Raw genomic sequence first — 19,689 nt, forward strand, 5'->3', positions numbered from 1 at the left:
GCCCACGCCTGGATCGGCTTATCCACAACGGCCGGCGGCGATCCGACTTCTCCCCACCGGCGCGCCGGAGAGGACGCCGCAGCTCAGACCTGGAGCAGCTCAGACCTGGAGCAGCTCAGACCTGGAGCAGCTCAGACCTGGAGTAGCTCAGACCACCGGCGGCTGGTCGCCGGCGTCCCGCCCCTGCTCGTCCCGATCGTGCTCCTCGCGCAGCAGATCCTCCAGGGCCTGATCCATCTCGTCGGGTTCGGGTGCCGGCGAGGTGAGCCGCGCGATCAGCGCAGCCGGGTCGTCGAGGTCGTCGCCCGTGGGCACCAGGTCGGGGTGCGACCACAGGGCGTCTCGCTGCTCCTGGCCCACCGCATCCGTCACCTGCTGCCAGAGGGCGGCCGCGTCGCGGAGGCGCCGGGGGCGAAGCTCCAGGCCGATCAACGCACCGAAGGCCGACTCGGCCGGACCCCCGGTGGCGCGGCGTCGGCGCACCGTCTCGGCGATGGAGTTCCAGCGCGGCAGCCGCACCGAGGCCTGCGCGGTGACGGTGTCGACCCAGCCCTCGATCAGCGCGAGCGTGGTCTCCAGCCGGGCGAGGGCGTGCTGCTGCTGCTCGGTCTTCGGCGGGATGAGGGCACCGCTCGCCATGGCCTGCTTGAGCTCCTCGGGGTTGGACGGATCGAAGCTCCCGGCCAGCTCCTCGAGCCGGCTGGTGTCGATGGAGATGCCCTTGGCGAACTCGGTGATCGACGAGATGACGTGCAGGCGCAGCCAGCGGGCATGGCGGAACAACCGGGCGTGCGCGAGCTCACGGATGGCGAGGTACAGCTGCACCTCGTCGACCGGGATGTCGAGACCGTCGCCGAACTCCGCGATGTTCTGCGGCAGCAGGGCCGCCTGACCTTCCTCCAACAGCGGGATGCCGACGTCGCCGCCGGAGACGACCTCCTTCGACAGCTGCCCCACGATCTGGCCGAGCTGCATGGCGAACAGTGTGCCGCCGAGGTTGCGCATGAGCTGGCTGGCACCGGCGAGCATGCCGGCCATCTCCTCGGGCGCCTGGTTCTGCAGCACGTCGGTCAGCGCATCCGAGATCGACTCGGCCACCGGGAGAGCCAGCTCCGTCCACACCGGAACGGTCGCCGTCGCCCACTCCGAGCGCGTGTAGAGGTGGGGAGCGACGGCGGAGTCGGAGAGCCCGGTGACCTCGTCGAGCCAGAGCGACGCGATGTGCAGGGCCTGCTCGAGCTGCGCCCGCGACTGGTCGGTGACGGCGAGGCTGCCGGCGCTCGCGATCTCCTCCGCCTGCTTCGTGGCGACACCCCAGTCGACGCCGTCGGCCGAGGCCTGCATGGCATTCTGCAGCTGCGCCATGAGCTGCGACACCGCCGCGGGATCGGACGGCAGACCGGCCGCGCCGGCGAGCTTCGAGGGGTCGATGTCGGAGTTTCCCGAGAGGAACTGACGAAGCATGTCGCGGAACTCGTCCTCCGGCTGGTCGCGGTTCTCGTCGCTCACGGTGTCCTCCATGCGGGCTGTCAGATAGTGCTCCTACGCTAACCGGTGGCCCACCGCCGAGGCTGGGTTTTCCCATAAGCTTGACCGCTGTCACGTGCGCCCGTGGCGAACAGCGAGAGGATGCCGTGACCCTGTTCGAACCCGATGACGCACGCGCGCAACCCACCCGCCGAGCCCGCACCGGATGGACCCTGCTCCTCATCGCCCTGGTGCTCGGTCTCGTCATGAGCTTCCTGCCCGCGCCCTACGTGATCGAGGAGCCGGGCCCGGTCTTCGACACCCTCGGCACGCAGCAGCAACAGGATGGCGGCGACGAGCCCCTCATCTCGATCGAGGGCGCCGACACGTACCCCACGGCCGGCACGCTCGACATGCTCACCGTCTCGGTGCGGGGCACCCGCGAGCAGCGCCCGTCGTGGGCCGAGATCGTGAGCGCGTGGTTCGACTCCTCGAAGGCCGTCATCCCGATCGACCAGGTCTACCCGCCAACCGTCACCACCGAGCAGCGCGACGAGCAGAACGCCGCGCTCATGGTCGACAGCCAGCAGGAGGCCGTCGCCGCAGCCCTCACGAACCTCGGCATCGCCTACACCTCCGCCGTCTCCGTGGCGGCGCTCGACCCCGACGGTCCGGCCGCCGGTCTCCTGGTGGCGGGCGACGTCATCCTCGCGGTCGACAAGACCCCCGTACCCGACGTCGACACCCTGCGGGCGGCGCTCGCCGAGAGCGGGGCGGATGTGCCCGTCACCCTCACCGTGCGGCACTCCGACGGCACCGAGAGCGAGGTGCAGGTCACCCCCACCATCTCGGAGCAGACCGGTGCCCCGGCCCTGGGCATCTCGGCCGGCTACCAGTTCGACTTCCCCTTCGACGTCGAGATCAAGCTCGACGACGTGGGCGGCCCGAGCGCCGGCATGATGTTCGCGCTCGGCATCATCGACAAGCTCACGCCGGGCGAACTCAACGGCGGCCAGAACGTGGCCGGCACCGGCACGATCGACGCGGCCGGCGAAGTGGGGCCGATCGGCGGCATCCGCCAGAAAATGGTGGGAGCGCGCGACGCCGGGGCCACGTACTTCCTCGCTCCGGCCTCGAACTGCGACGAGGTGGTCGGTCACGTCCCCGACGGCATCCAGGTGTTCTCGGTCTCGACCCTGGACGACTCGCTGGCGGCGCTGAAGGTCATCTCCGCTGGAGGAGACACCTCCTCACTGCCGACCTGCAGCTGAAAGGCCTCGCCCGCCGTCCGACCTCCGGCTGATCTCCAGCCAGCCCTGTCTACGATTCGATTGTCTAGAATCGATAGACACCGCACAGCGAGCCAGAGGCATACGTGACTTCCCAAACAGCAGAGAAGCCCGCACGACGTTCGAGAGTGACTCTCGCGATCGCCATCGCGATCGTGGTCGTGCTGGCCATACTCTTCTTCGTCTTCTCCACCCTGTACACCGAGATCCTCTGGTACGACCAGCTGGGCTTCCTGAGCGTGCTCACCACGCAGTGGCTCGCCGGTGCCGTGATGTTCGTGATCGGGTTCGTGGCCATGGCCGTGCCCGTCTGGGCCTCGATCGAGATCGCCTTCCGCTGGCGGCCGGTCTACGCGAAGCTCAACTCGCAGCTCGACCGCTACCAGCAGGTCATCGAGCCCCTGCGTCGGCTCGCCACCTTCGGTGTTCCCGCGGTTCTCGGTCTCTTCGCGGGTGTCGCCACCGCTTCACGCTGGCAGCTCACCCTGCAGTACCTCAACCGCACCGCGTTCGGCCAGACCGACCCGCAGTTCGGCCTCGACATCTCGTTCTACATCTACGACCTGCCGTTCTGGCGGGGAGCCGTGGGCTTCGCCTCGGCCGTCGTGATCGTGGCGGGCCTCGCCGCCATCGCCACCAGCTACCTGTACGGGGCCATCCGGTTCTCGCAGCGGGAAGTGCGCATCTCGAAGATCGCGCGCATCCAGATGGCCGTCACCGCCACCCTGTACCTGCTGCTGCAGGCGGTGAGCATCTGGCTCGACCAGTACGCCACCCTCTCGAACAGTTCTGGCCTCATCACGGGGGCCTCGTACGCCGACGTGAACGCCACCATCCCGGGCCTGCAGATCCTCGCGGGCATCGCCGCCCTGGTGGCCGTGCTCTTCATCGTCACGGCTGTGATCGGCCGCTGGCGGCTGCCGGTGATCGGTACCGCCCTGCTGATCGTCAGCGCACTCATCCTGGGCTCGCTGGCGCCCTGGGTGGTGCAGCGTTTCCAGGTCGATCCGAGCGAGCGCACGCTCGAGCAGGAGTACATCCAGCGCAACATCGACATGACGCGCGACGCCTACGACGTGGCCGACGTCGAGGAGACGCCGTACGACGCCACCACCACGGCCGAGCCGGGCGCACTCCGCAACGATGCGGCGACCACGGCGAACATCCGCATCCTCGACCCGGCCCTCGTGACCAAGTCGTTCCAGCAGCTCCAGCAGTTCCGGCAGTACTACCAGTTCCCCGACCACCTCGACGTCGACCGCTACAACATCGACGGCCAGGTTCAGGATGCGGTGGTCACCGTGCGCGACATCGACATCAACGCGCTCGGTTCGTCTGCCACCTGGTACAACCAGACCGTCGTCTACACGCACGGCTACGGCGTGGTGGCGGCCTCGGGCAACCAGCGCTCGGCCGACGGCCAGCCCGTGTTCATCGAGTCGGGCATCCCCTCGGTGGGAGACCTGGGCGACTTCGAGCCCCGCATCTACTTCGGTGAGAACTCGCCGCCGTACTCGATCGTGGGTGGCCCGGAAGGGTCGGACAAGATCGAGCTCGACTACCCGTCGGGTGAAGACGGGGCCTCGCAGACCTACACCACGTTCGAGGGCGACGGCGGGCCGAAGCTCGACAACGTGTTCAAGCGCCTGGTCTACGCGCTGAAGTTCCAGTCGGAGCAGATCTTCCTCTCGGATGCGGTGAACGACGACTCGCAGATCCTCTACGACCGCGACCCGGCCGAGCGTGTGTCGAAGGTGGCGCCGTACCTCACCATCGACTCCGACCCGTACCCCTCGGTGGTCGACGGCAAGGTGGTCTGGGTGGTCGACGGCTACACCACCTCGTCGAACTACCCGTACTCGCGGGTGCAGTCGCTGAGCCAGTCGATCGCCGACACCTACACGCCGACGCCGGCCTACCCGGTCGACGACATCAACTACATCCGCAACTCGGTGAAGGCCACGGTCGACGCCTACGACGGCAAGGTCACCCTGTACGCCTGGGACGACCAGGATCCGCTGCTGCAGACCTGGGAGAAGATCTACCCGGCCACGGTCAAGCCCATCAGCGAGATGAGCGGCGACCTGATGAGCCACGTGCGCTATCCGGCCGACCTGTTCAAGGTGCAGCGGTCAATCCTCGGCCAGTACCACGTGACGGATGCGGGCTCGTTCTACTCGCAGGAAGACGCCTGGACGACGCCGAACGACCCGACCTCCGCATCCACGAACCCCACTCTGCAGCCTCCGTACTACCTGACGCTTCAGATGCCGACGCAGGACGATCCGTCGTACTCGCTCTACTCGACGTTCATCCCGGCCACCCAGCAGTCGGCCGAGTCGTCGCGAAACGTGCTCACGGGCTATCTCGCGGTGGATGCGAACGCCGGTGACACCCAAGGGGAGAAGTCTGCCGACTACGGCAAGCTGAGGCTCCTGACGCTGCCGAAGGACGACACGATCCCCGGCCCGGGCCAGGTGCAGAACAGCTTCTCCTCCGATCCGGCGGTCTCGTCGGCGTTGAACCTGCTGCGGCAGGGCGAGAGCCAGGTGATCAGCGGAAACCTGCTGACGCTCCCGGTGGGTGGCGGTCTGCTCTATGTGCAGCCGGTGTACGTGCAGTCGCGCGGTGAGACCAGCTTCCCGTTGCTGCAGAAGGTGCTGGTGTCGTTCGGCAACAAGATCGCCTTCGAGAACACGCTCGACGGCGCGCTCGACTCACTGTTCGGCGGAGACTCCGGTGCGACGGCCGGCGATACGGGTGTGGTGCCCTCGACGGACACGGGTGGGGGCGGCACCTCCGAGATCCCCAGCGACGGCGACGGAACAGGTACGGGCACCAGCACGCCCACCCCGACTCCCGCGCCCACCACCGGCACGGGAACCACCGGCACCCCGCTCGAGCAGGCCCTGGCCGACGCTCAGCAGGCCCTGAACGACCGCGACGCGGCGCTCAAGGCCGCCGACTGGACCGCCTACGGTGAGGCCGACCAGCGCCTGAAGGATGCGGTGGCCCGCGCCATCGCCGCCTCCGAATAGCGCCGCCGATTTGACTCGCTTCCAACCCGTGATAGAGTTTCTTCTTGTGCCGCGGGGTGGAGCAGTTCGGTAGCTCGCTGGGCTCATAACCCAGAGGTCGCAGGTTCAAATCCTGTCCCCGCAACAAGAAGAAGGCCCCGGATCGTATGATCCGGGGCCTTCTGCGTATGATGCGAAGTTCACGGTGAAGTTACCTGGGGGGTACTGTGCGTGTCTTTGGTGTGATGGCGTTCATCCTCGCCGTAGTCGGCTTGCTGTTCTCCGTGCTGCTGGTGTCCGGTAATCCTGACCTGGCGGCGCCCGGACCGCGGTTGCTTCCGTTCCAGGCCTACGAGTCGTGGCGGCTGACCCTCGGTATCGTGCTGTGGGGCTCGGCCGCGTGGCTGGCAGGGGGCATCCTCGCGGTCTCGCGGCAACCCGAAATCGTCTGGCTGACTCTGCTGGTGTTTCTCCCGCTGCTCGCGCTCTACCTGCTCGGTGGCGCGTTCATGCCGACCTTCGTGCTCACGCTGACCGTGGTGATCGTCTTCGGAATCGTCATCCCGGTCGTGGTGGGGCTGACCGGCGTGGTGATAGGCACCACCATCCGTCGTCGTCAGTCTAGAAACCCTTCCGCCTAACGAGCTGAGGCTCTGCCTCGCTCAGTTCCCCACCTCTCTCCTGTCGATCGCTCCCGTTCGCATCCGTCAGCGGTGACTTCGAGAACGCAACCACATCCATTTCGGGCAAGCGCGGAGCGCGCGGCAGTCCCGGTCGGGTCTCGGGAGCCTGGTGTTCCGGATGTGGGTGCTGCCGCGCGCTTCGCGCTTGCCCTCGATGACCGTGGCTGGGTCGGGCGGATGTCGGCCGGTTGTGGTAGCGCGGGAACGACGGAGAATCGTGGTTTGATCTGGTATTTTGATTGATTCTCGGGTGCCGCCGCGATACAATTGAGGCACGCTCATGAACCAGTCTGTTGCTTTCACCCCCGTTCCGTCCGATCCCACCGCTGGTGGGACTCGGGAGTCGATGCTGCGCGGCATCGGGGCGGATGCGGACGAGGTCGCGATCATCCAACGCGAGCAGGCGATGTTGGATGCGCGGGCGGTGGTTCGATTGGCGGCGGCGGCGCGGAAAGCGAACTGGGTCGCCGGGCTGCCGGGTGGGTCGTTGCAGCATGCGCGTCGGTCGTTGGTCGCGGAGATCGCAACCACGTTGCGCATTCCGGAACGGACGGCGGCGCAGCGGATCGATGACGCGGAGATGCTGTGCGACTTCCTCCCGCTGACCCTGGAGGCCCTCGAGCGGGGTGAGATCACGTATCGGCATGCGCAGGCGGTGGTGCGGCAGGCCCGCACCCTCCCCGAAGAGGCTCGCGCCGAGTTCGAAACGATTGCCCTGGTGAACGCGGAGTCCCAGACGCCGACCCAGTTGTCCACGCATGCCCGGAACGTTCGGGAGCGGATGCACCCCGACTCGATCGATGCCCGCCACCGCGAAGCCCGAGACGAGCGGGGCGTGTGGGTGGAGAAGGAACTCGACGGCATGGCCACGCTGGTGTGTCACTTGCCGGCGGTTTCAGCTTTGGCGATCGACGACACACTCGATCAGCTGGCCCGGTCGCTTCGCGGACCCGACGAAGCTCGCACTCACGCGCAACTCCGCGCCGACAGCCTCACCGACCTCCTCCTAGACCGGGACGGCGACACCGCCACCCGCGCGAAAGGCGTCACAGCGAACATCGCCGTCACCGTTCCCGTGATGACGCTGCTGGGTCACGACGTTGAGGCGGGGGTACTGGCGGGTTATGGGCCGATCGATACCGACACCGCCCGCCGCCTGGTCGCGGGGGCGCCGTCGGTTCTGCGGATCCTGACCGACCCGGCCACCGGCACCCGATTCACGGTCGGCCGAGAACGCTACAAAGTCCCGGCCGACCTCCGCACCGCGGTGATCATGGATGACCAGACCTGCCGGTTCCCGGGCTGCACCCGAGACGCCGCCCGCTGCGACCTGGACCACACCACCGATTGGGCCCATGGCGGTCACACCAGTTTGGACAACCTCGCCGCACTGTGTCGAAGGCATCACACGCTGAAACACCAAACCGACTGGCAGGTCACCGGCGGGGAGGGCCGCGCGCTGCACTGGACGTCGCCCTCGGGCGCCCGACACACCACCACGCCACCCAAACACCCACCCACGCGCATCCCGAGACCCAGCCGACCCCTCCCCGACACCCCACCCTTCTGATCAGGCAGGGCAGGGCGGCCTTCTGCGACGCCGAGGTATGCTGGAATCTCTGAGGGACAGGGCATGTCCGGGCTCGTATCCCGAGGTCGCAGGCAGATTCCCTGTTCCGCAACACGACGAAGAGGCCTGGTCGGCAGACCGGGCCTCTTCTGTTTTCCGCACCACCAGCATCGGAGGATCCCGTGACGATCGATGTGAGCACGACGGTCGATGTGTCGGCCCCGACCGGCGCCGGCACCGCGTTCAGCGAGGCGGAGGTGCAGGCCATCCGCGGCGACTTCCCGATTCTGTCGAGAACGGTGAACGGGCATCCGCTGGCCTACCTCGACTCGGGGGCCACCTCGCAGAAGCCGCAGGTGGTCATCGACGCCGAGACCGAGTACTACCAGCAGAGCAACGCCGCCGTGCACCGCGGTGCCCACACGCTCGCGGGTGAGGCCACCGAGCTCTTCGAGGATGCGCGGGCACGGGTGGCGCGCTTCGTGAACGCCGGCGACGACGAGATCGTCTGGACGTCGAACGCCACCGAGGGCCTCAACCTCATCGCCTACGGCATCTCGAACGCCTCGCTCGGGCGCGGGGGAGCGGAGTCGGCGCGGTTCCGGCTCGTTCCCGGCGACGAGATCGTGGCCACCGAGATGGAGCATCACGCCAACCTCGTGCCGTGGCAGGAGCTGGCGTTCCGCACCGGTGCCACCCTGCGCGTGATCGGCCTCGACGACGACGGAGCGCTGAACCTCGACGAGGCGGCCGCGCTGATCGGTCCGCGCACCAAGCTGGTGGCGTTCAGCCACGTGTCGAACGTTCTGGGTGGCATCAACCCGGTGCGCGAGCTCGTCGCCCTCGCGGCAGAGCACGGCGCCCTGACGGTGCTCGACGCCTGCCAGTCGGCGCCGCACCTGCCGCTCGACGTCTCGGCCCTCGGGGTCGATTTCGCCGTGTTCTCGGGTCACAAGATGCTCGCGCCCACCGGTATCGGGGTGCTCTACGGCCGCTCCGAACTGCTGAACGCTCTGCCGCCCTTTCTCACCGGGGGATCGATGATCACGACGGTCGGGCTCACGGAGTCGCAGTACCTCCCGGCTCCCATGCGCTTCGAGGCCGGCACCCAGCGCGTCTCGCAGGTCATCGCCCTCGCGAGCGCCGTCGAGTACCTCGACGCCCTCGGGCTCGACCGCATCGCCGCTCACGAGGAGCGGCTCGGCAAGCGCCTCGCGGAAGGCCTTCGCGCCATCCCGGGTGTGCGCGTGCTCGGTCCCGACGCCGGTGCCGACCGGGTGGGGCTCGCGAGCTTCGACGTAGAGGGCATTCACGCGCACGACGTGGGTCAGTTCCTCGACGACCGTGGCATCGCGGTGCGCGTGGGTCACCACTGCGCCCAGCCGGTGCACCGCCGGTTCGGCGTGACGGCCACGACCCGTGCCAGTGCGTATCTCTACACGACCTCCGACGAGATCGACGCGGCCGTGGAGGCCGTCGCCGACTCGCGCCGATTCTTCCGGGTGGCGTGATGGTGTCGCGCGAACTGGAGAGCATGTACCAGCAGGTCATCCTCGACCACTCCAAGGAGAAGCACGGCTACGGCCTGCGCGAGGGCGCCACCGGCACCTCGCACCAGATCAACCCCACCTGCGGCGACGAGGTGACGCTGAACGTGCACCGCACGGCCGGTGGCGACATCGAGTCGATCAGCTGGGAGGGGCAGGGCTGCTCGATCTCGACCGCCTCGGCCTCGCTGCTGAACGACCTCGTGCACGACGTGCCGGCCGACGAGCTCACCCGGGTGATCGCCGCGTTCCGCGAACTGATGCAGTCCAAGGGTGCGATCGAGGGCGACGAGGAACTGCTCGGCGACGCCGTGGTGCTCGGCGGGGTCTCCCGCTACGTCACCCGCATCAAGTGCGCCATGCTGCCCTGGGTGGCGCTGGAGCACGCGCTCACGTCGGACTGATCATCCCGCGCGTCCCTGGGATCGAAGCCAGAGCGGCATCGCCTCTATGAGTACGCCTGGGTCGACCGTTGGCTGCGGCCCGGCAGCGTGAGCAGGGCGAGGCCCGCGGCGAGCACCACGAGACCCACGAGCGCGGCTGGCGGGAGCACCTCGCCGAGCACCAGGGTGCCGAGCAGGGCGGCGGTGAGCGGCTCGGCGAGCGTGAGGGTGGAGACCGTGGCGGCCGGCAGGCGGCCGAGCCCCCAGCCGAAGAGCACGTAGGCCACCGCGGTGGTGACCACGCCGAGGTAGAGGGCGAGCGCGAGTCCCGCCGGTGTGGCCAGCCAGGCGGCCTCTCCGCTCAGCACCGGCACGACGACGAGCGGCAGGCTGAGCACGGCCGCCAGCCCGAACACCGAGCCCATGGTGCCCTGGGTCGAGAATCCCCGATCCAGCAGTGCCTTGCTGGCGAGCGTGTACACCGCGTACGACGCGCCGGCGCCGAGCGACGCAGCCAGCCCCGCGGGCTGCGCGCCATCCGCACCGCTGGTCTGCGGCACGAGCACCCCGCTGATGAGCACGACCCCGAAAAGAGCCACCGCCGTCGCGAGCAGCCAGCGCCGGGTGGGTGCCCGGCGCGTCAGCGGCCAGGAGAGGAGCCCGGTGATGACCGGTGCCGAGCCCAGCGCGACCACCGTGCCGATGGCGACACCGTTGCTGCCGGTGCCCGCGAAGAAGGCGGGCTGGTAGGCCACCACGCCGAGGGCGCCGACGAACACGAGAGCCCACGACGGCATGCGGTGCGCCAGGGCTCCGGATGCCGCGAGAGAACGCCGCCCGTCACGCCCGGCTCTCTGGCGCAGCACGGCCGCCAGCAGAGCCAGCAGCGCACCACCCACCAGGATGCGTGCGGCACCGATCGACACCGGCTCGGCTCCGGCGGGGGCGAAGGCCTGGGCGGTGCCCGTGGTGCCGAAGCAGACGGCGGCCAGGAGGACGGCCAGGTAGGCAGGCATGGTCGATTGTTACACAATCCGCCCAGGATGGGCGAGTGCGCCGGGGGATCGGCGCGTTCGTGCTCAGCTGGCGGCGGAGATGCCGATCAGGATGACGAACACGAGGGCCGTGGCCGCGATGACGCCGAAGAACACGGCCAGCACGATCAACCTCAGCCGGAGCGTGCGCACCAGCAGTCTCGTCTCGACCATGACGAGGTAGGCGATCACGATGATCACGACACCGAGCAGTGCGATGCCGGACGAGTCCACCTGCTGCAGCGCGAGCAGCAGCACCACCGAGATGGCGGCCATGACGCCGCCGACCACGAGCCACATGGTGCCCGTGGCGGTGGTGAGCGAGGGCTGATTGCCGATGCGGGTGGGATCGTCGTCCATCGATTGCTACTTCCTGGGCCGTTGGTCGGCTTCCTGCGCCGTTCGTCGGCTTTCCCGCGCCGGGAGGGGGCTCCGTAGCGGATTCCGGCGTCGATGTTTCGATCAGGTTACCCCTTGCTCGATGTCCCCTGCACGGGGGTAGCCTTCCCGAAACGATTCAGCCAACGCAGGGGGAACCACGTGATGAGACGTCGACGCAGACTCGCAGCCATCGGGATCGGGACGGGGGTGATGATCGCGGGAGTGGCCGGGTTCGGTTCGACGGCGGTCTACGCGGTCGATCCCGCCGAACTCGAGGACCGGGTGACCGTCGACGCCGTGGTCGGGCATCTGCAGGCGCTGCAGTCCATCTCCGACTCCAACGGCGGCAGCCGCGCGATCGGCACCGAGGGCTACGAGCTGAGCGGCCAGTACGTGGAGTCGGTGCTGCGCGAGGCGGGGTACGACCCCGTACGGCAGGACTTCCAGGCCACGAGCCAGACCATCGACGCCTTCTCGATTAGCCTCCTCGGCATCACCAGCACCAACGACGCCGAGGGCGAGCTGCAGCCGGCCACGCCGGAGCGGATTCCGATGGAGTTCACGCCCAGCACGGGCGTCGGCGGCATCGTCGACGCCGAGCTGGTCGCCCCCGCGACTCCGCTCGGCTGCGACGCCGATGCCTGGAACGGGGTCGACGTCGAGGGTTCGGTCGCCCTGGTCAGCCGCGGCACCTGCGCCTTCTCCGACAAGGCCATCGCGGCCGGCGCGGCCGGCGCGGTCGCCATCCTGGTCTACAACAGCGAGGAGGGTGCCCTGAGCGGCACCTACGGCGCACCGACCGACGGGCTGATCCCCGGAGTGGGGCTCACCCAGGCCGAGGGGCAGGCCGCGCTGGAGGCACTCGCCGACGGGCCCGTGACGGTCGATCTCACGATCGAGCAGACCACCACCGTCGTCGACACCTTCAACATCATCGCCCAGACCCCCACGGGGCGCACCGACAACGTGGTGATGCTCGGGGCACACCTGGACTCGGTGCCGGCAGGGCCTGGGATCAACGACAACGGCAGCGGCTCGGCGGCCATCCTGGAGACCGCCGTGCAGCTGGCGCAGTCGGGTGAGCTGAACAACGCGGTGCGTTTCGCGTGGTGGGGCGCCGAGGAGGTGGGGCTGGTGGGTTCGACCGAGTACGTCTACAGCCTCGAAGAGGCCGAGCTGGCGAAGATCGCGACCTACCTCAACTTCGACATGGTGGCATCGCCGAACTACATCATCGGGGTCTACGACGCCGATCAGTCCGACATCCCCGCCGACCCGTCGGTGTCGATCCCTGAGGGGTCGATCGCAACCGAGGCGGCGTTCAACGCCTACTTCGACAGTGTCGGCCAGGTGTACGAGGGCACGGAGTTCGACGGCCGCAGCGACTACCAGGCGTTCATCGACAACGGCGTGCCCGCGTCGGGGCTGTTCACCGGGGCGGATGCGATCAAGACGGCCGCGCAGGTGCAGAAGTTCGGCGGCACCGAGGGTGTCGACCTCGACCCGAACTACCACAGCGCCGGCGACCGGCTCGAGAACATCAGCACGGAGTCGCTCGGAATCATGCTGGGCGCGATCGCGTCGGTGACCGGATCGCTGGCGAACGACACGTTCGCCATCAACGGAGTGGCGGCGCCCACTCCGGCGCCCACCCCTGTCCCGGCGCCGGTTCCCAGCCCGTCGGGTCCCGGCCTCCCGGTGACCGCACCGCCGGCCGGCGACGGGCGCGGTGCGCTCGCGGCCACCGGTGCCGACACCGAGGGCGCTCTTGCGGCCGTGCCGCTCGCGGTGCTCGTGCTGGGCGCGGGCATCGTGCTGACGGCTCTGCGGCGTCGGGCGGCGAACCGCTAGAGGGTAGGGAGAAAGTACTCACGAAGGGCGGCGGCCCGGCGAACCTACCGTGGGGGAATGGCACCTCGTCTTATCTCCCGTCTCGGTCTGGCTCTCACGGCCGCCGCCCTTCTCGCCGGCTCGTTCACGGCGGTGGGCGTCACCACGGCACCGGCACCTCCGGCGCTCGCCGATTCCGCTCCCGCTCCGTCGCCCGTTCGAGGCGCGGCCGCCACCGTCAACGTGATGGCGCCGCTCTGGATCGAGGACTGGGCGAGCGATGGGCCCGACTGGCGGGCCTTCACCGCCTCGCTCGCGGTGGCCGACGCCCAGGGCGTCGATGCCGTGGCCGTCGACGTGTGGTGGGGCAAGACCGAGCCCGCGCGGGGCACGTTCGACTGGGCGTACTACGACAAGCTGTTCGGGGCGGTCACCCGGGCGGGTCTCGACCTGGTGCCGATGATGTCGTTCCACCAGTGCGGCGGCAACGTCGGAGACGCCTGCACCACCATCCCGGTGCCGCCGTGGGTGTGGGAGCCGTACGAGGTGTGCGGCATCGCCGGATGCCTGGGCGGGCCGGTCGACGACTACTTCCGCAGCGAGTACGGCAACGTGAACCGGGAGGCCGTCGCGCCCTGGGGTGTCGGGGTCGACCGGGCTCTGGCCGACATGCGCGATTTCATGAACGCCTTCGAAGACCACTACAGCGCGGGGGCCACCGACTACCGCGGTCGCATCCAGGAGATCACGATCGGCACCGGGCCGGCCGGCGAACTGCGCTACCCGTCGTACGCCCATCACGACGATGCGGCGGCGGGCAGCCCGGCCGCCTACCCGAACCGCGGCACGTTCCAGAGCTACACCGATTCGGCCGTGCGCGACTTCGCCGACTGGTCGGTGGCGCGGTACGGGTCGGTGGCCGGCGTGGCCGCGGCCTGGGGCATCCCCGGGCTCACCTACGCCGCCATCAGCCCGCCCACCGACCACGATCGCTTCATCACCTCGGGGTCGTACGCGTCGCTGCGGTACGGAAAAGACTTCACGCGCTGGTACAGCGAGAGCCTGCTCGAGCACGGCCATGACGTGATGGTGCAGGCGATCGACGCGTTCGACGGCGCCTTCGCCGCTGTTCCGCTCGGCTTCAAGGTGCCCGGGGTGCACTGGCAGACCATGGCGTCGAGCCCGATGCGCCGGGTGCCCGAGATCGCGGCGGGCCTGGTGCACACCGATCAGGCCTACAACTCGGCGGCGACGGGCAACGGCTACGACCCCCTGATGAACCTCGTCCACGACCTCGAGACGGTCGGCGACGGCACCTCGACCCCGACGCACCCCATCGTGCTGCACTTCACGGCCCTCGAGATGCCCGACGGGCGGGAATGGGACGGCTCCGACCACGCCTACTCCGACGCGGCGTCCCTGGTGTCATGGGTGGCCGGTGCCGCCCACCGGGCGGGCGTGACGCTGAAGGGCGAGAACGCGCTCGCCGGCAATCTCGCGTCGGCGGGCAGCCCGTCGACCGTAGGGTGGTCGCACATCCGGGATGCCTTCACCGGCACTCCGGCGCCATACAGCGGGTTGACCGTGCTGCGCATCTCGGATGTGTCGGGGCCGGGCGCTGCCGGCCGGAGCGAGTTCGAGCGGTTCCTCCGCGACTTCCACTGAGCGCGCTGGTAGGGCCGCCGCCGGGCAGAGAGCCTGCGAGTGCGTAGTCTGGCGGGATGGGTGGAACGCGGGAGGCGGGGCGCCGGCCGGGTCGGGCGGCGTTGACCGCCGTGCTCCTGGCGCGGTTCGTGCGGGCGCGCTGGGGGTACCGGTTCAGCAGCCGCAAACGGCTCGAGGCCTGGCAGCGGCGGCGGCTGCGCGCGTACCTCCGGCTCGCGCGGCGCGCTCCGTTCTACGCCGAGCGCCGGGCGAAGGACTTCCCGGTCACCGACAAGACCACGATGCTGCACCACTTCGACGGCTTGAACACCCGGGGAGTGCTCTTCGCCGACGCGCTCTCCGCCGGACTCGAGGCGGAGCGGTCGCGCGACTTCGCCCCCACGGTCGCGGGCGACCTCACCGTGGGATTGTCCAGCGGCACCTCGGGCCGCCGCGGGGCCTTCCTCGTCAGTCCGCGCGAACGGATGCTCTGGGCCGGCACCGTGCTCGCCCGCGTGCTCGACGCCGAGGCCGTTGGCCGGCTGCTGCGGCCCTGGGCGGCTCCGCTCACCATCGCGTTCTTCCTGCGGGCGGGCGGCAACCTCTACGAGTCGGTGGCCAGCTCGCGCGTGCGGTTCCGGTTCTTCGACCTCACCGAGAACCTCGACGCGCAGGTGGAGGCCCTCGCGCGGATGGCCGAAGCCGGGGAGCGAGTCGACGTGCTGGTGGCTCCGGCATCCGTTCTGCGCGCCCTCGCCGAACGGGCACGCACCGCGGCCCTGCCCCGCCCGGGTCTCGTGGTCTCGGTGGCCGAGGTGCTCGAACCCGACACCGCCGCCCTCGTGACCGAGGTGTGGGGAGTGCTGCCGCGGCAGGTGTACCAGGCCACCGAGGGGCTGCTCGCGCTGCCCTGCGACGCCGGCGCGCTGCACCTGAACGAGGAGACGGTCTGGTTCGACCGCGAATGGCTCGACGCCGAGCGCACCCGCTTCGTGCCCGTGGTCACCGACTTCGAACGCCGCACGCAGATCATCGCGCGCTACCGGCTCGACGACGTGCTGCGCATCGACCCGGCCGCGCCGGAGCGCTGCGCCTGCGGCCGAGTCACCACCGTGCTGGCGGGCGTCGACGGACGCGCCGACTCCGTGCTCGCACTGCCGTCGATCGACGGCCGGCGCACCGTCGAGGTGTTCCCCGACGTGCTCCGCCGCGCGATGGCCCTCGAATCGGCCCGTTTCGCCGACTGGCGCATCCGGCAGCGCGGCCTCGACGTGCACGTGGCGCTCGCCGATGCTGCTCCGGATGCGGCCGAACACGTCGACCGGGCCCTCGAGGCCGTCTTCACCGCGGCCGGTGCCCGCTCCGCCGTGGTGCACGACGACTGGCTCCCGACCGATCCGTCGGTGAAGCTGCGCCGCATCGTGCGGGAGCCGGCATGACCGGCCTGACCGCCGCGCCCGACCCGATCGGGGTCGTTCCCGGCGCCGAACGGGCCTGGGAGGAGCGGGTGCAGCGCACCGCGCATCCGCTCGCCTACCCGCTGCTGGCGCGCATCCGACGCCCGGTGCTGAGAGTGCCGCGGGTGGGCGTGATCGTGACGGATGCGGCGCTGCTGCGCGGGGTGCTCCTGGACACCACCAGCTTCACCAAGACCGGCCCCGGTTCGTCGGCCGAGCTCTGGACGCCCGTGCTCGGGCCGTCCGTGCTGCTGAACATGGAGGGTGCCGACCACCTCGCGCTCCGCCGCCGGCTCGCCCCGCTGTTCGCGCCCGGGTTCGTGGGCGCGCTCACCGAACAGACCATCGGGGCCGGAGCCGACGATCTCACGAGGCGGCTCGTGGCGGGGGAGTCCGTCGACCTGGTGGCGGTGGTGCGGGAGTTCGCCGGCCGGGTGATCAGCCGGCTCGTGGGGCTCGACGAGCAGGTGCTCGGGGCCGAGCTCTTCGCCCGGGTGTCGGCGGTGACGGGGTTCGTCACGCTCGCCAGGCCGCGATTCACGCCGGCGCAGATCGGGCAGGCGAAGGAGGTGCTCGACGAGCTCACCCGGCACGCCCGGCGCGCGTATCGCGAGGCGGCTCCGGGCACGCCTGGCGACGGAGCCGGTAGCCACGAGACCCTCCCCGGCCGCATGCGGGGCCTCGGCCTGTCGGAGGACGAGGCCATGGGTGCGGTCGGCGCCTTCGTGCTCACCGGCACCGAGACCCTCGTGTCGTACCTGCCCCGACTGGTGGCCATCCTGGCCGACACCGGCTGGCTCGGCGTGCTCGCCCGCGATCGCACGCTGCTGGATGCGGCCATCGGCGAAGGGCTGCGCGTCACCACGCCGTCTCCGGTGATGCTGCGCAGCGTCGAGGCCGAGGCGACCGTGGGGGAGGTGTCGGTGCATCCCGGCGACCGGCTCGTGCTCGCCACGTTCCTCGCCGACCGCGCCGCCGGGAGGTTCGATCCGGTGGGCAACCCGGCCACGTCGCTGAAGCAGCTCTGGTTCGGAGCCGGAGCCCACTTCTGCCTCGGAGCGCCGCTCGCGATGGCCCAGATCCAGCGCACGATCGGCGCCGTGCTCGACGCCGCCGACCAGGCGCCCCTGGCGATCACGTCGCGGCGTGCCCAGCGCGGCGCCCTCATCCCCGGCTACCGCACCCTCACCCTCCGGCGCGACTGACCCTGTCGCCCCGGACGGTAGGCTCGCCGCATGTCCGACCTGACGACAGACCCGAACCTCACCTCCGGCGCGAACCCGCTCTCCGGCTCGAGCGAGGCCCTGGGCTTCGGCGTCGCCGTGGCGCAGTTCGCGCCGGGTGACGACAAGGCCGCCAACCTGGCCGCCATCGAGCGCCTGGCACGTCGTGCGGTCGACCGCGGCGCCTCGCTCGTGGTCTTCCCCGAGTACTCCTCGTTCTTCCACGACCCGCTCGGTGAACGGATGCTCGCGGCCGCCGAGCCCCTGGACGGTGCGTTCGTGACGGCCCTGGCCCGCATCGCCGGCGAACTCGACGTGCACCTCGTGGCCGGCCTCGTGGCCACCTCCGCGCATCCGGGCCGCTTCGCCAACGAGCTCGTGGCCGTCGACCCGGTCGACGGGCTCGTGGCCACCTACCGCAAGCTCCACCTGTACGACGCGTTCGGCTCGCGCGAGAGCGACTGGGTGCAGGCGGGCACGATCGAGCCGCCGCAGACCTTCTCGATCGAGGGCGTGACGGTGGGCCTGCAGACCTGCTACGACATCCGCTTCCCCGAGGTGACGCGGCGGCTCGTCGACGCGGGAGCCGACCTCGTGCTGGTGCCGGCGGAGTGGGTGCGCGGGCCGCTCAAGGAGCACCACTGGCGGAGCCTCGTGGTGGCGAGGGCCCTGGAGAACACGATCTACGTCGCCGCGGCCGACCAGACGCCGCCCGTCGGGGTGGGCGCGAGCCTCGTGGTCGACCCGATGGGCGTCACGATCGCGTCGCTCGGCGAGCGCGAAGACGTCGCGGTGGCCTGGGTGGAGCCGCAGCGCATCGACGAGGTGCGCCGGGTGAACCCCGCTCTCGCGCTGCGCCGCTTCACGACGGCGCCGCTGGAGGGCTAGGAGCCCGGGCGTTCCATCAGCTCCGGTGCCCCAGTCGCGCGAGCTGGGCCGAGGCGCGTTCGAGCACCTCTGTCTTCTTGCAGAACGCGAACCGCACGAGCGAGGCGTACTCGCCCGCGAGCTCCGGGTGGCAGAAGGCGCTGATCGGCACGCCCACCACCCCGGCGAGGGCCGGCAGCTCGCGGCAGAGGGTGCGCGCGTCGTCGAAGCCGAGCGGTGCCGCGTCGGCCACCACGAAGTACGTTCCGCGCGGCGACGACACGTCGAAGCCCGCGGCGACGAGCCCGCCGGAGAGCAGGTCGCGCTTGGCCTTCAGCGTGGCGGCGACCCCGGTGTAGAAGTCGTCGCCGAGCCCGAGGCCGAGGGCCACGGCGGGCTGGAACGGTGCACCGTTGACGTAGGTGAGGAACTGCTTCACGGCCAGAACTGCGGTGACCAGCTCGGGCGTCGACACCAGCCAGCCCACCTTCCAGCCGGTGACGCTGAAGGTCTTGCCGGCCGAGGAGATGGTGACGGTGCGCTCGCGCGCGCCCGGCAGGGTGGCCACCGGGATGTGTGGCGTGTCGAAGACGAGGTGCTCGTACACCTCGTCGGTGACGATCACGGCGTCGTGCCGGTGGGCGAGCTCGACGATCAGCTCGAGGGTCTCCCGCGGCAGAACGGTTCCCGTGGGATTGTGCGGGTTGTTGATCAGGATGACCCGGGTGCGGTCGGTGACGGCCGCCCTCAGCTCGTCGTGGTCGGGCAGGAAGTCGTGTCCACGCAGCGGCACGGTGACGTGCCGACCGCGGGCGAGCGAGATCAGCCCGCCGTAGGCGTCGTAGAACGGCTCGAACGTCACCACCTCGTCACCGTCGTCGACCAGGGCCAGGATGGTCGCCGCGAGTGCCTCGGTGGCTCCCGCGGTGACCAGTACTTCCCGCTCGGGGTCGACCGGCAGACCGTAGAAGCGCTCCTGGTGGGCCGCGATGGCCTCGCGCAGCACCGGCAGGCCGCGGCCCGGCGGGTACTGGTTCACACCGTCGGCGATGGCGCGGCGCGCGGCCTCGAGCACCTCGGCCGGCCCGTCTTCGTCGGGGAAGCCCTGGCCGAGGTTGATGGCTCCGGTGGCCTGCGCCAGCGAACTCATCTCGGCGAAGATGGTGGAGGCGATGCGCCCGTCGGGGGCCAGCAGCCCGGCACCTCGGGCGGTGCGCTGCCAGGAGCCGGTGATGTCCATCCTTAAAACCTAGCGCGCCGGGGTGCCGCGGCCTGCCGCGAGGGGGAGGCTCGAGTG

15 protein-coding genes and 1 tRNA gene are annotated in these 19,689 nt (G+C 70.0%); 12 read left to right on the plus strand and 4 right to left on the minus strand.

Going from position 1 to position 19,689, the window contains the following annotated elements:
* Positions 1 to 147 precede the first annotated feature (147 nt).
* Complete coding sequence (locus ACEXOR_RS12995) at positions 148 to 1,509, minus strand: zinc-dependent metalloprotease (protein ID WP_374850089.1); 1,362 nt, start codon at positions 1,507 to 1,509, stop codon at positions 148 to 150.
* Positions 1,510 to 1,634: 125 nt separating this feature from the next.
* Between ACEXOR_RS12995 and ACEXOR_RS13000 the strand changes: the two genes are divergently transcribed.
* From ACEXOR_RS13000 to sufU, 7 genes are all read left to right on the plus strand, one after another.
* The gene (locus ACEXOR_RS13000; protein ID WP_374850090.1) at positions 1,635 to 2,738 is read left to right on the plus strand and encodes a YlbL family protein; all 1,104 of its coding nucleotides are present in this window, start codon (positions 1,635 to 1,637) and stop codon (positions 2,736 to 2,738) included.
* 146 nt (positions 2,739 to 2,884) lie between these two features.
* Positions 2,885 to 5,794 (plus strand): UPF0182 family membrane protein, encoded by a 2,910-nt coding sequence (locus tag ACEXOR_RS13005; protein WP_374850091.1) that lies wholly within the window; start codon positions 2,885 to 2,887, stop codon positions 5,792 to 5,794.
* A 50-nt stretch (positions 5,795 to 5,844) separates the two neighbouring features.
* Positions 5,845 to 5,918: transfer RNA gene (locus ACEXOR_RS13010), tRNA-Met, on the plus strand.
* Positions 5,919 to 6,018: 100 nt separating this feature from the next.
* On the plus strand, positions 6,019 to 6,414 hold the full coding sequence (locus ACEXOR_RS13015) for a hypothetical protein (RefSeq protein WP_374850092.1): 396 nt from the start codon (positions 6,019 to 6,021) through the stop codon (positions 6,412 to 6,414).
* Positions 6,415 to 6,736: 322 nt separating this feature from the next.
* Positions 6,737 to 8,026 carry an HNH endonuclease signature motif containing protein gene (locus ACEXOR_RS13020; protein WP_374850093.1) on the plus strand — a complete coding sequence of 430 codons (1,290 nt, stop codon included), beginning with the start codon at positions 6,737 to 6,739 and terminating at the stop codon, positions 8,024 to 8,026.
* Positions 8,027 to 8,238: 212 nt separating this feature from the next.
* On the plus strand, positions 8,239 to 9,537 hold the full coding sequence (locus ACEXOR_RS13025; protein WP_374850196.1) for a cysteine desulfurase: 1,299 nt from the start codon (positions 8,239 to 8,241) through the stop codon (positions 9,535 to 9,537).
* On the plus strand, positions 9,537 to 9,977 hold the full coding sequence (gene sufU, locus ACEXOR_RS13030; RefSeq protein WP_374850094.1) for a Fe-S cluster assembly sulfur transfer protein SufU: 441 nt from the start codon (positions 9,537 to 9,539) through the stop codon (positions 9,975 to 9,977). Before ACEXOR_RS13025 ends, sufU begins: the two co-directional genes overlap by 1 nt.
* A gap of 44 nt (positions 9,978 to 10,021) precedes the next feature.
* Here the strand turns inward: sufU and ACEXOR_RS13035 are convergent, their stop codons facing one another.
* Both ACEXOR_RS13035 and ACEXOR_RS13040 read right to left on the minus strand, forming a co-directional pair.
* Complete coding sequence (locus ACEXOR_RS13035; protein WP_374850095.1) at positions 10,022 to 10,972, minus strand: DMT family transporter; 951 nt, start codon at positions 10,970 to 10,972, stop codon at positions 10,022 to 10,024.
* 63 nt (positions 10,973 to 11,035) lie between these two features.
* On the minus strand, positions 11,036 to 11,350 hold the full coding sequence (locus ACEXOR_RS13040) for a hypothetical protein (RefSeq protein ID WP_374850096.1): 315 nt from the start codon (positions 11,348 to 11,350) through the stop codon (positions 11,036 to 11,038).
* Between the two features lie 231 nt (positions 11,351 to 11,581).
* Here ACEXOR_RS13040 and ACEXOR_RS13045 point away from each other — a divergent pair, with 231 nt between their 5' ends.
* Genes ACEXOR_RS13045 through ACEXOR_RS13065 form a run of 5 tightly spaced genes read left to right on the plus strand, consistent with a single transcriptional unit; the run spans position 11,582 to position 18,413 of the window.
* Positions 11,582 to 13,222: a M28 family peptidase gene (locus ACEXOR_RS13045; protein WP_374850097.1), complete on the plus strand. Its 1,641-nt coding sequence runs from the start codon at positions 11,582 to 11,584 to the stop codon at positions 13,220 to 13,222.
* A 57-nt stretch (positions 13,223 to 13,279) separates the two neighbouring features.
* Positions 13,280 to 14,866, plus strand: coding sequence for a family 14 glycosylhydrolase (locus tag ACEXOR_RS13050; protein ID WP_374850098.1), 1,587 nt, complete (start codon positions 13,280 to 13,282; stop codon positions 14,864 to 14,866).
* 56 nt (positions 14,867 to 14,922) lie between these two features.
* Positions 14,923 to 16,284 carry a F390 synthetase-related protein gene (locus tag ACEXOR_RS13055; RefSeq protein WP_374850099.1) on the plus strand — a complete coding sequence of 454 codons (1,362 nt, stop codon included), beginning with the start codon at positions 14,923 to 14,925 and terminating at the stop codon, positions 16,282 to 16,284.
* Entirely contained in the window at positions 16,281 to 17,507 is a 1,227-nt protein-coding gene (locus ACEXOR_RS13060) for a cytochrome P450 (protein WP_374850100.1), read from the plus strand. The genes ACEXOR_RS13055 and ACEXOR_RS13060 overlap by 4 nt, the downstream gene beginning before the upstream one ends.
* A 30-nt stretch (positions 17,508 to 17,537) precedes the next feature.
* Positions 17,538 to 18,413, plus strand: a complete 876-nt coding sequence (locus ACEXOR_RS13065; RefSeq protein WP_374850101.1) for a carbon-nitrogen hydrolase family protein — start codon at positions 17,538 to 17,540, stop codon at positions 18,411 to 18,413.
* A 16-nt stretch (positions 18,414 to 18,429) separates the two neighbouring features.
* Here the strand turns inward: ACEXOR_RS13065 and ACEXOR_RS13070 are convergent, their stop codons facing one another.
* Positions 18,430 to 19,632 (minus strand): aminotransferase class I/II-fold pyridoxal phosphate-dependent enzyme, encoded by a 1,203-nt coding sequence (locus tag ACEXOR_RS13070; RefSeq protein WP_374850102.1) that lies wholly within the window; start codon positions 19,630 to 19,632, stop codon positions 18,430 to 18,432.
* Positions 19,633 to 19,689: the final 57 nt, after the last annotated feature.

Origin of the sequence: Herbiconiux liangxiaofengii, from assembly GCF_041927335.1 — a bacterium.
GTDB lineage: Bacteria > Actinomycetota > Actinomycetes > Actinomycetales > Microbacteriaceae > Herbiconiux > Herbiconiux liangxiaofengii.

Coding starts and splice junctions, on each gene's coding strand:
- ACEXOR_RS13015 (WP_374850092.1), top strand. CDS start 6,019: ATGGCGTTCATCCTCGCCGTAGTCGGCTTGCTGTTCTCCGTGCTGCTG.
- ACEXOR_RS13020 (WP_374850093.1), top strand. CDS start 6,737: ATGAACCAGTCTGTTGCTTTCACCCCCGTTCCGTCCGATCCCACCGCT.
- sufU (WP_374850094.1), top strand. CDS start 9,537: ATGGTGTCGCGCGAACTGGAGAGCATGTACCAGCAGGTCATCCTCGAC.
- ACEXOR_RS13035 (WP_374850095.1), bottom strand. CDS start 10,972: ATGCCTGCCTACCTGGCCGTCCTCCTGGCCGCCGTCTGCTTCGGCACC.
- ACEXOR_RS13040 (WP_374850096.1), bottom strand. CDS start 11,350: ATGGACGACGATCCCACCCGCATCGGCAATCAGCCCTCGCTCACCACC.
- ACEXOR_RS13045 (WP_374850097.1), top strand. CDS start 11,582: ATGATCGCGGGAGTGGCCGGGTTCGGTTCGACGGCGGTCTACGCGGTC.
- ACEXOR_RS13050 (WP_374850098.1), top strand. CDS start 13,280: ATGGCACCTCGTCTTATCTCCCGTCTCGGTCTGGCTCTCACGGCCGCC.
- ACEXOR_RS13055 (WP_374850099.1), top strand. CDS start 14,923: ATGGGTGGAACGCGGGAGGCGGGGCGCCGGCCGGGTCGGGCGGCGTTG.
- ACEXOR_RS13060 (WP_374850100.1), top strand. CDS start 16,281: ATGACCGGCCTGACCGCCGCGCCCGACCCGATCGGGGTCGTTCCCGGC.
- ACEXOR_RS13065 (WP_374850101.1), top strand. CDS start 17,538: ATGTCCGACCTGACGACAGACCCGAACCTCACCTCCGGCGCGAACCCG.
- ACEXOR_RS13070 (WP_374850102.1), bottom strand. CDS start 19,632: ATGGACATCACCGGCTCCTGGCAGCGCACCGCCCGAGGTGCCGGGCTG.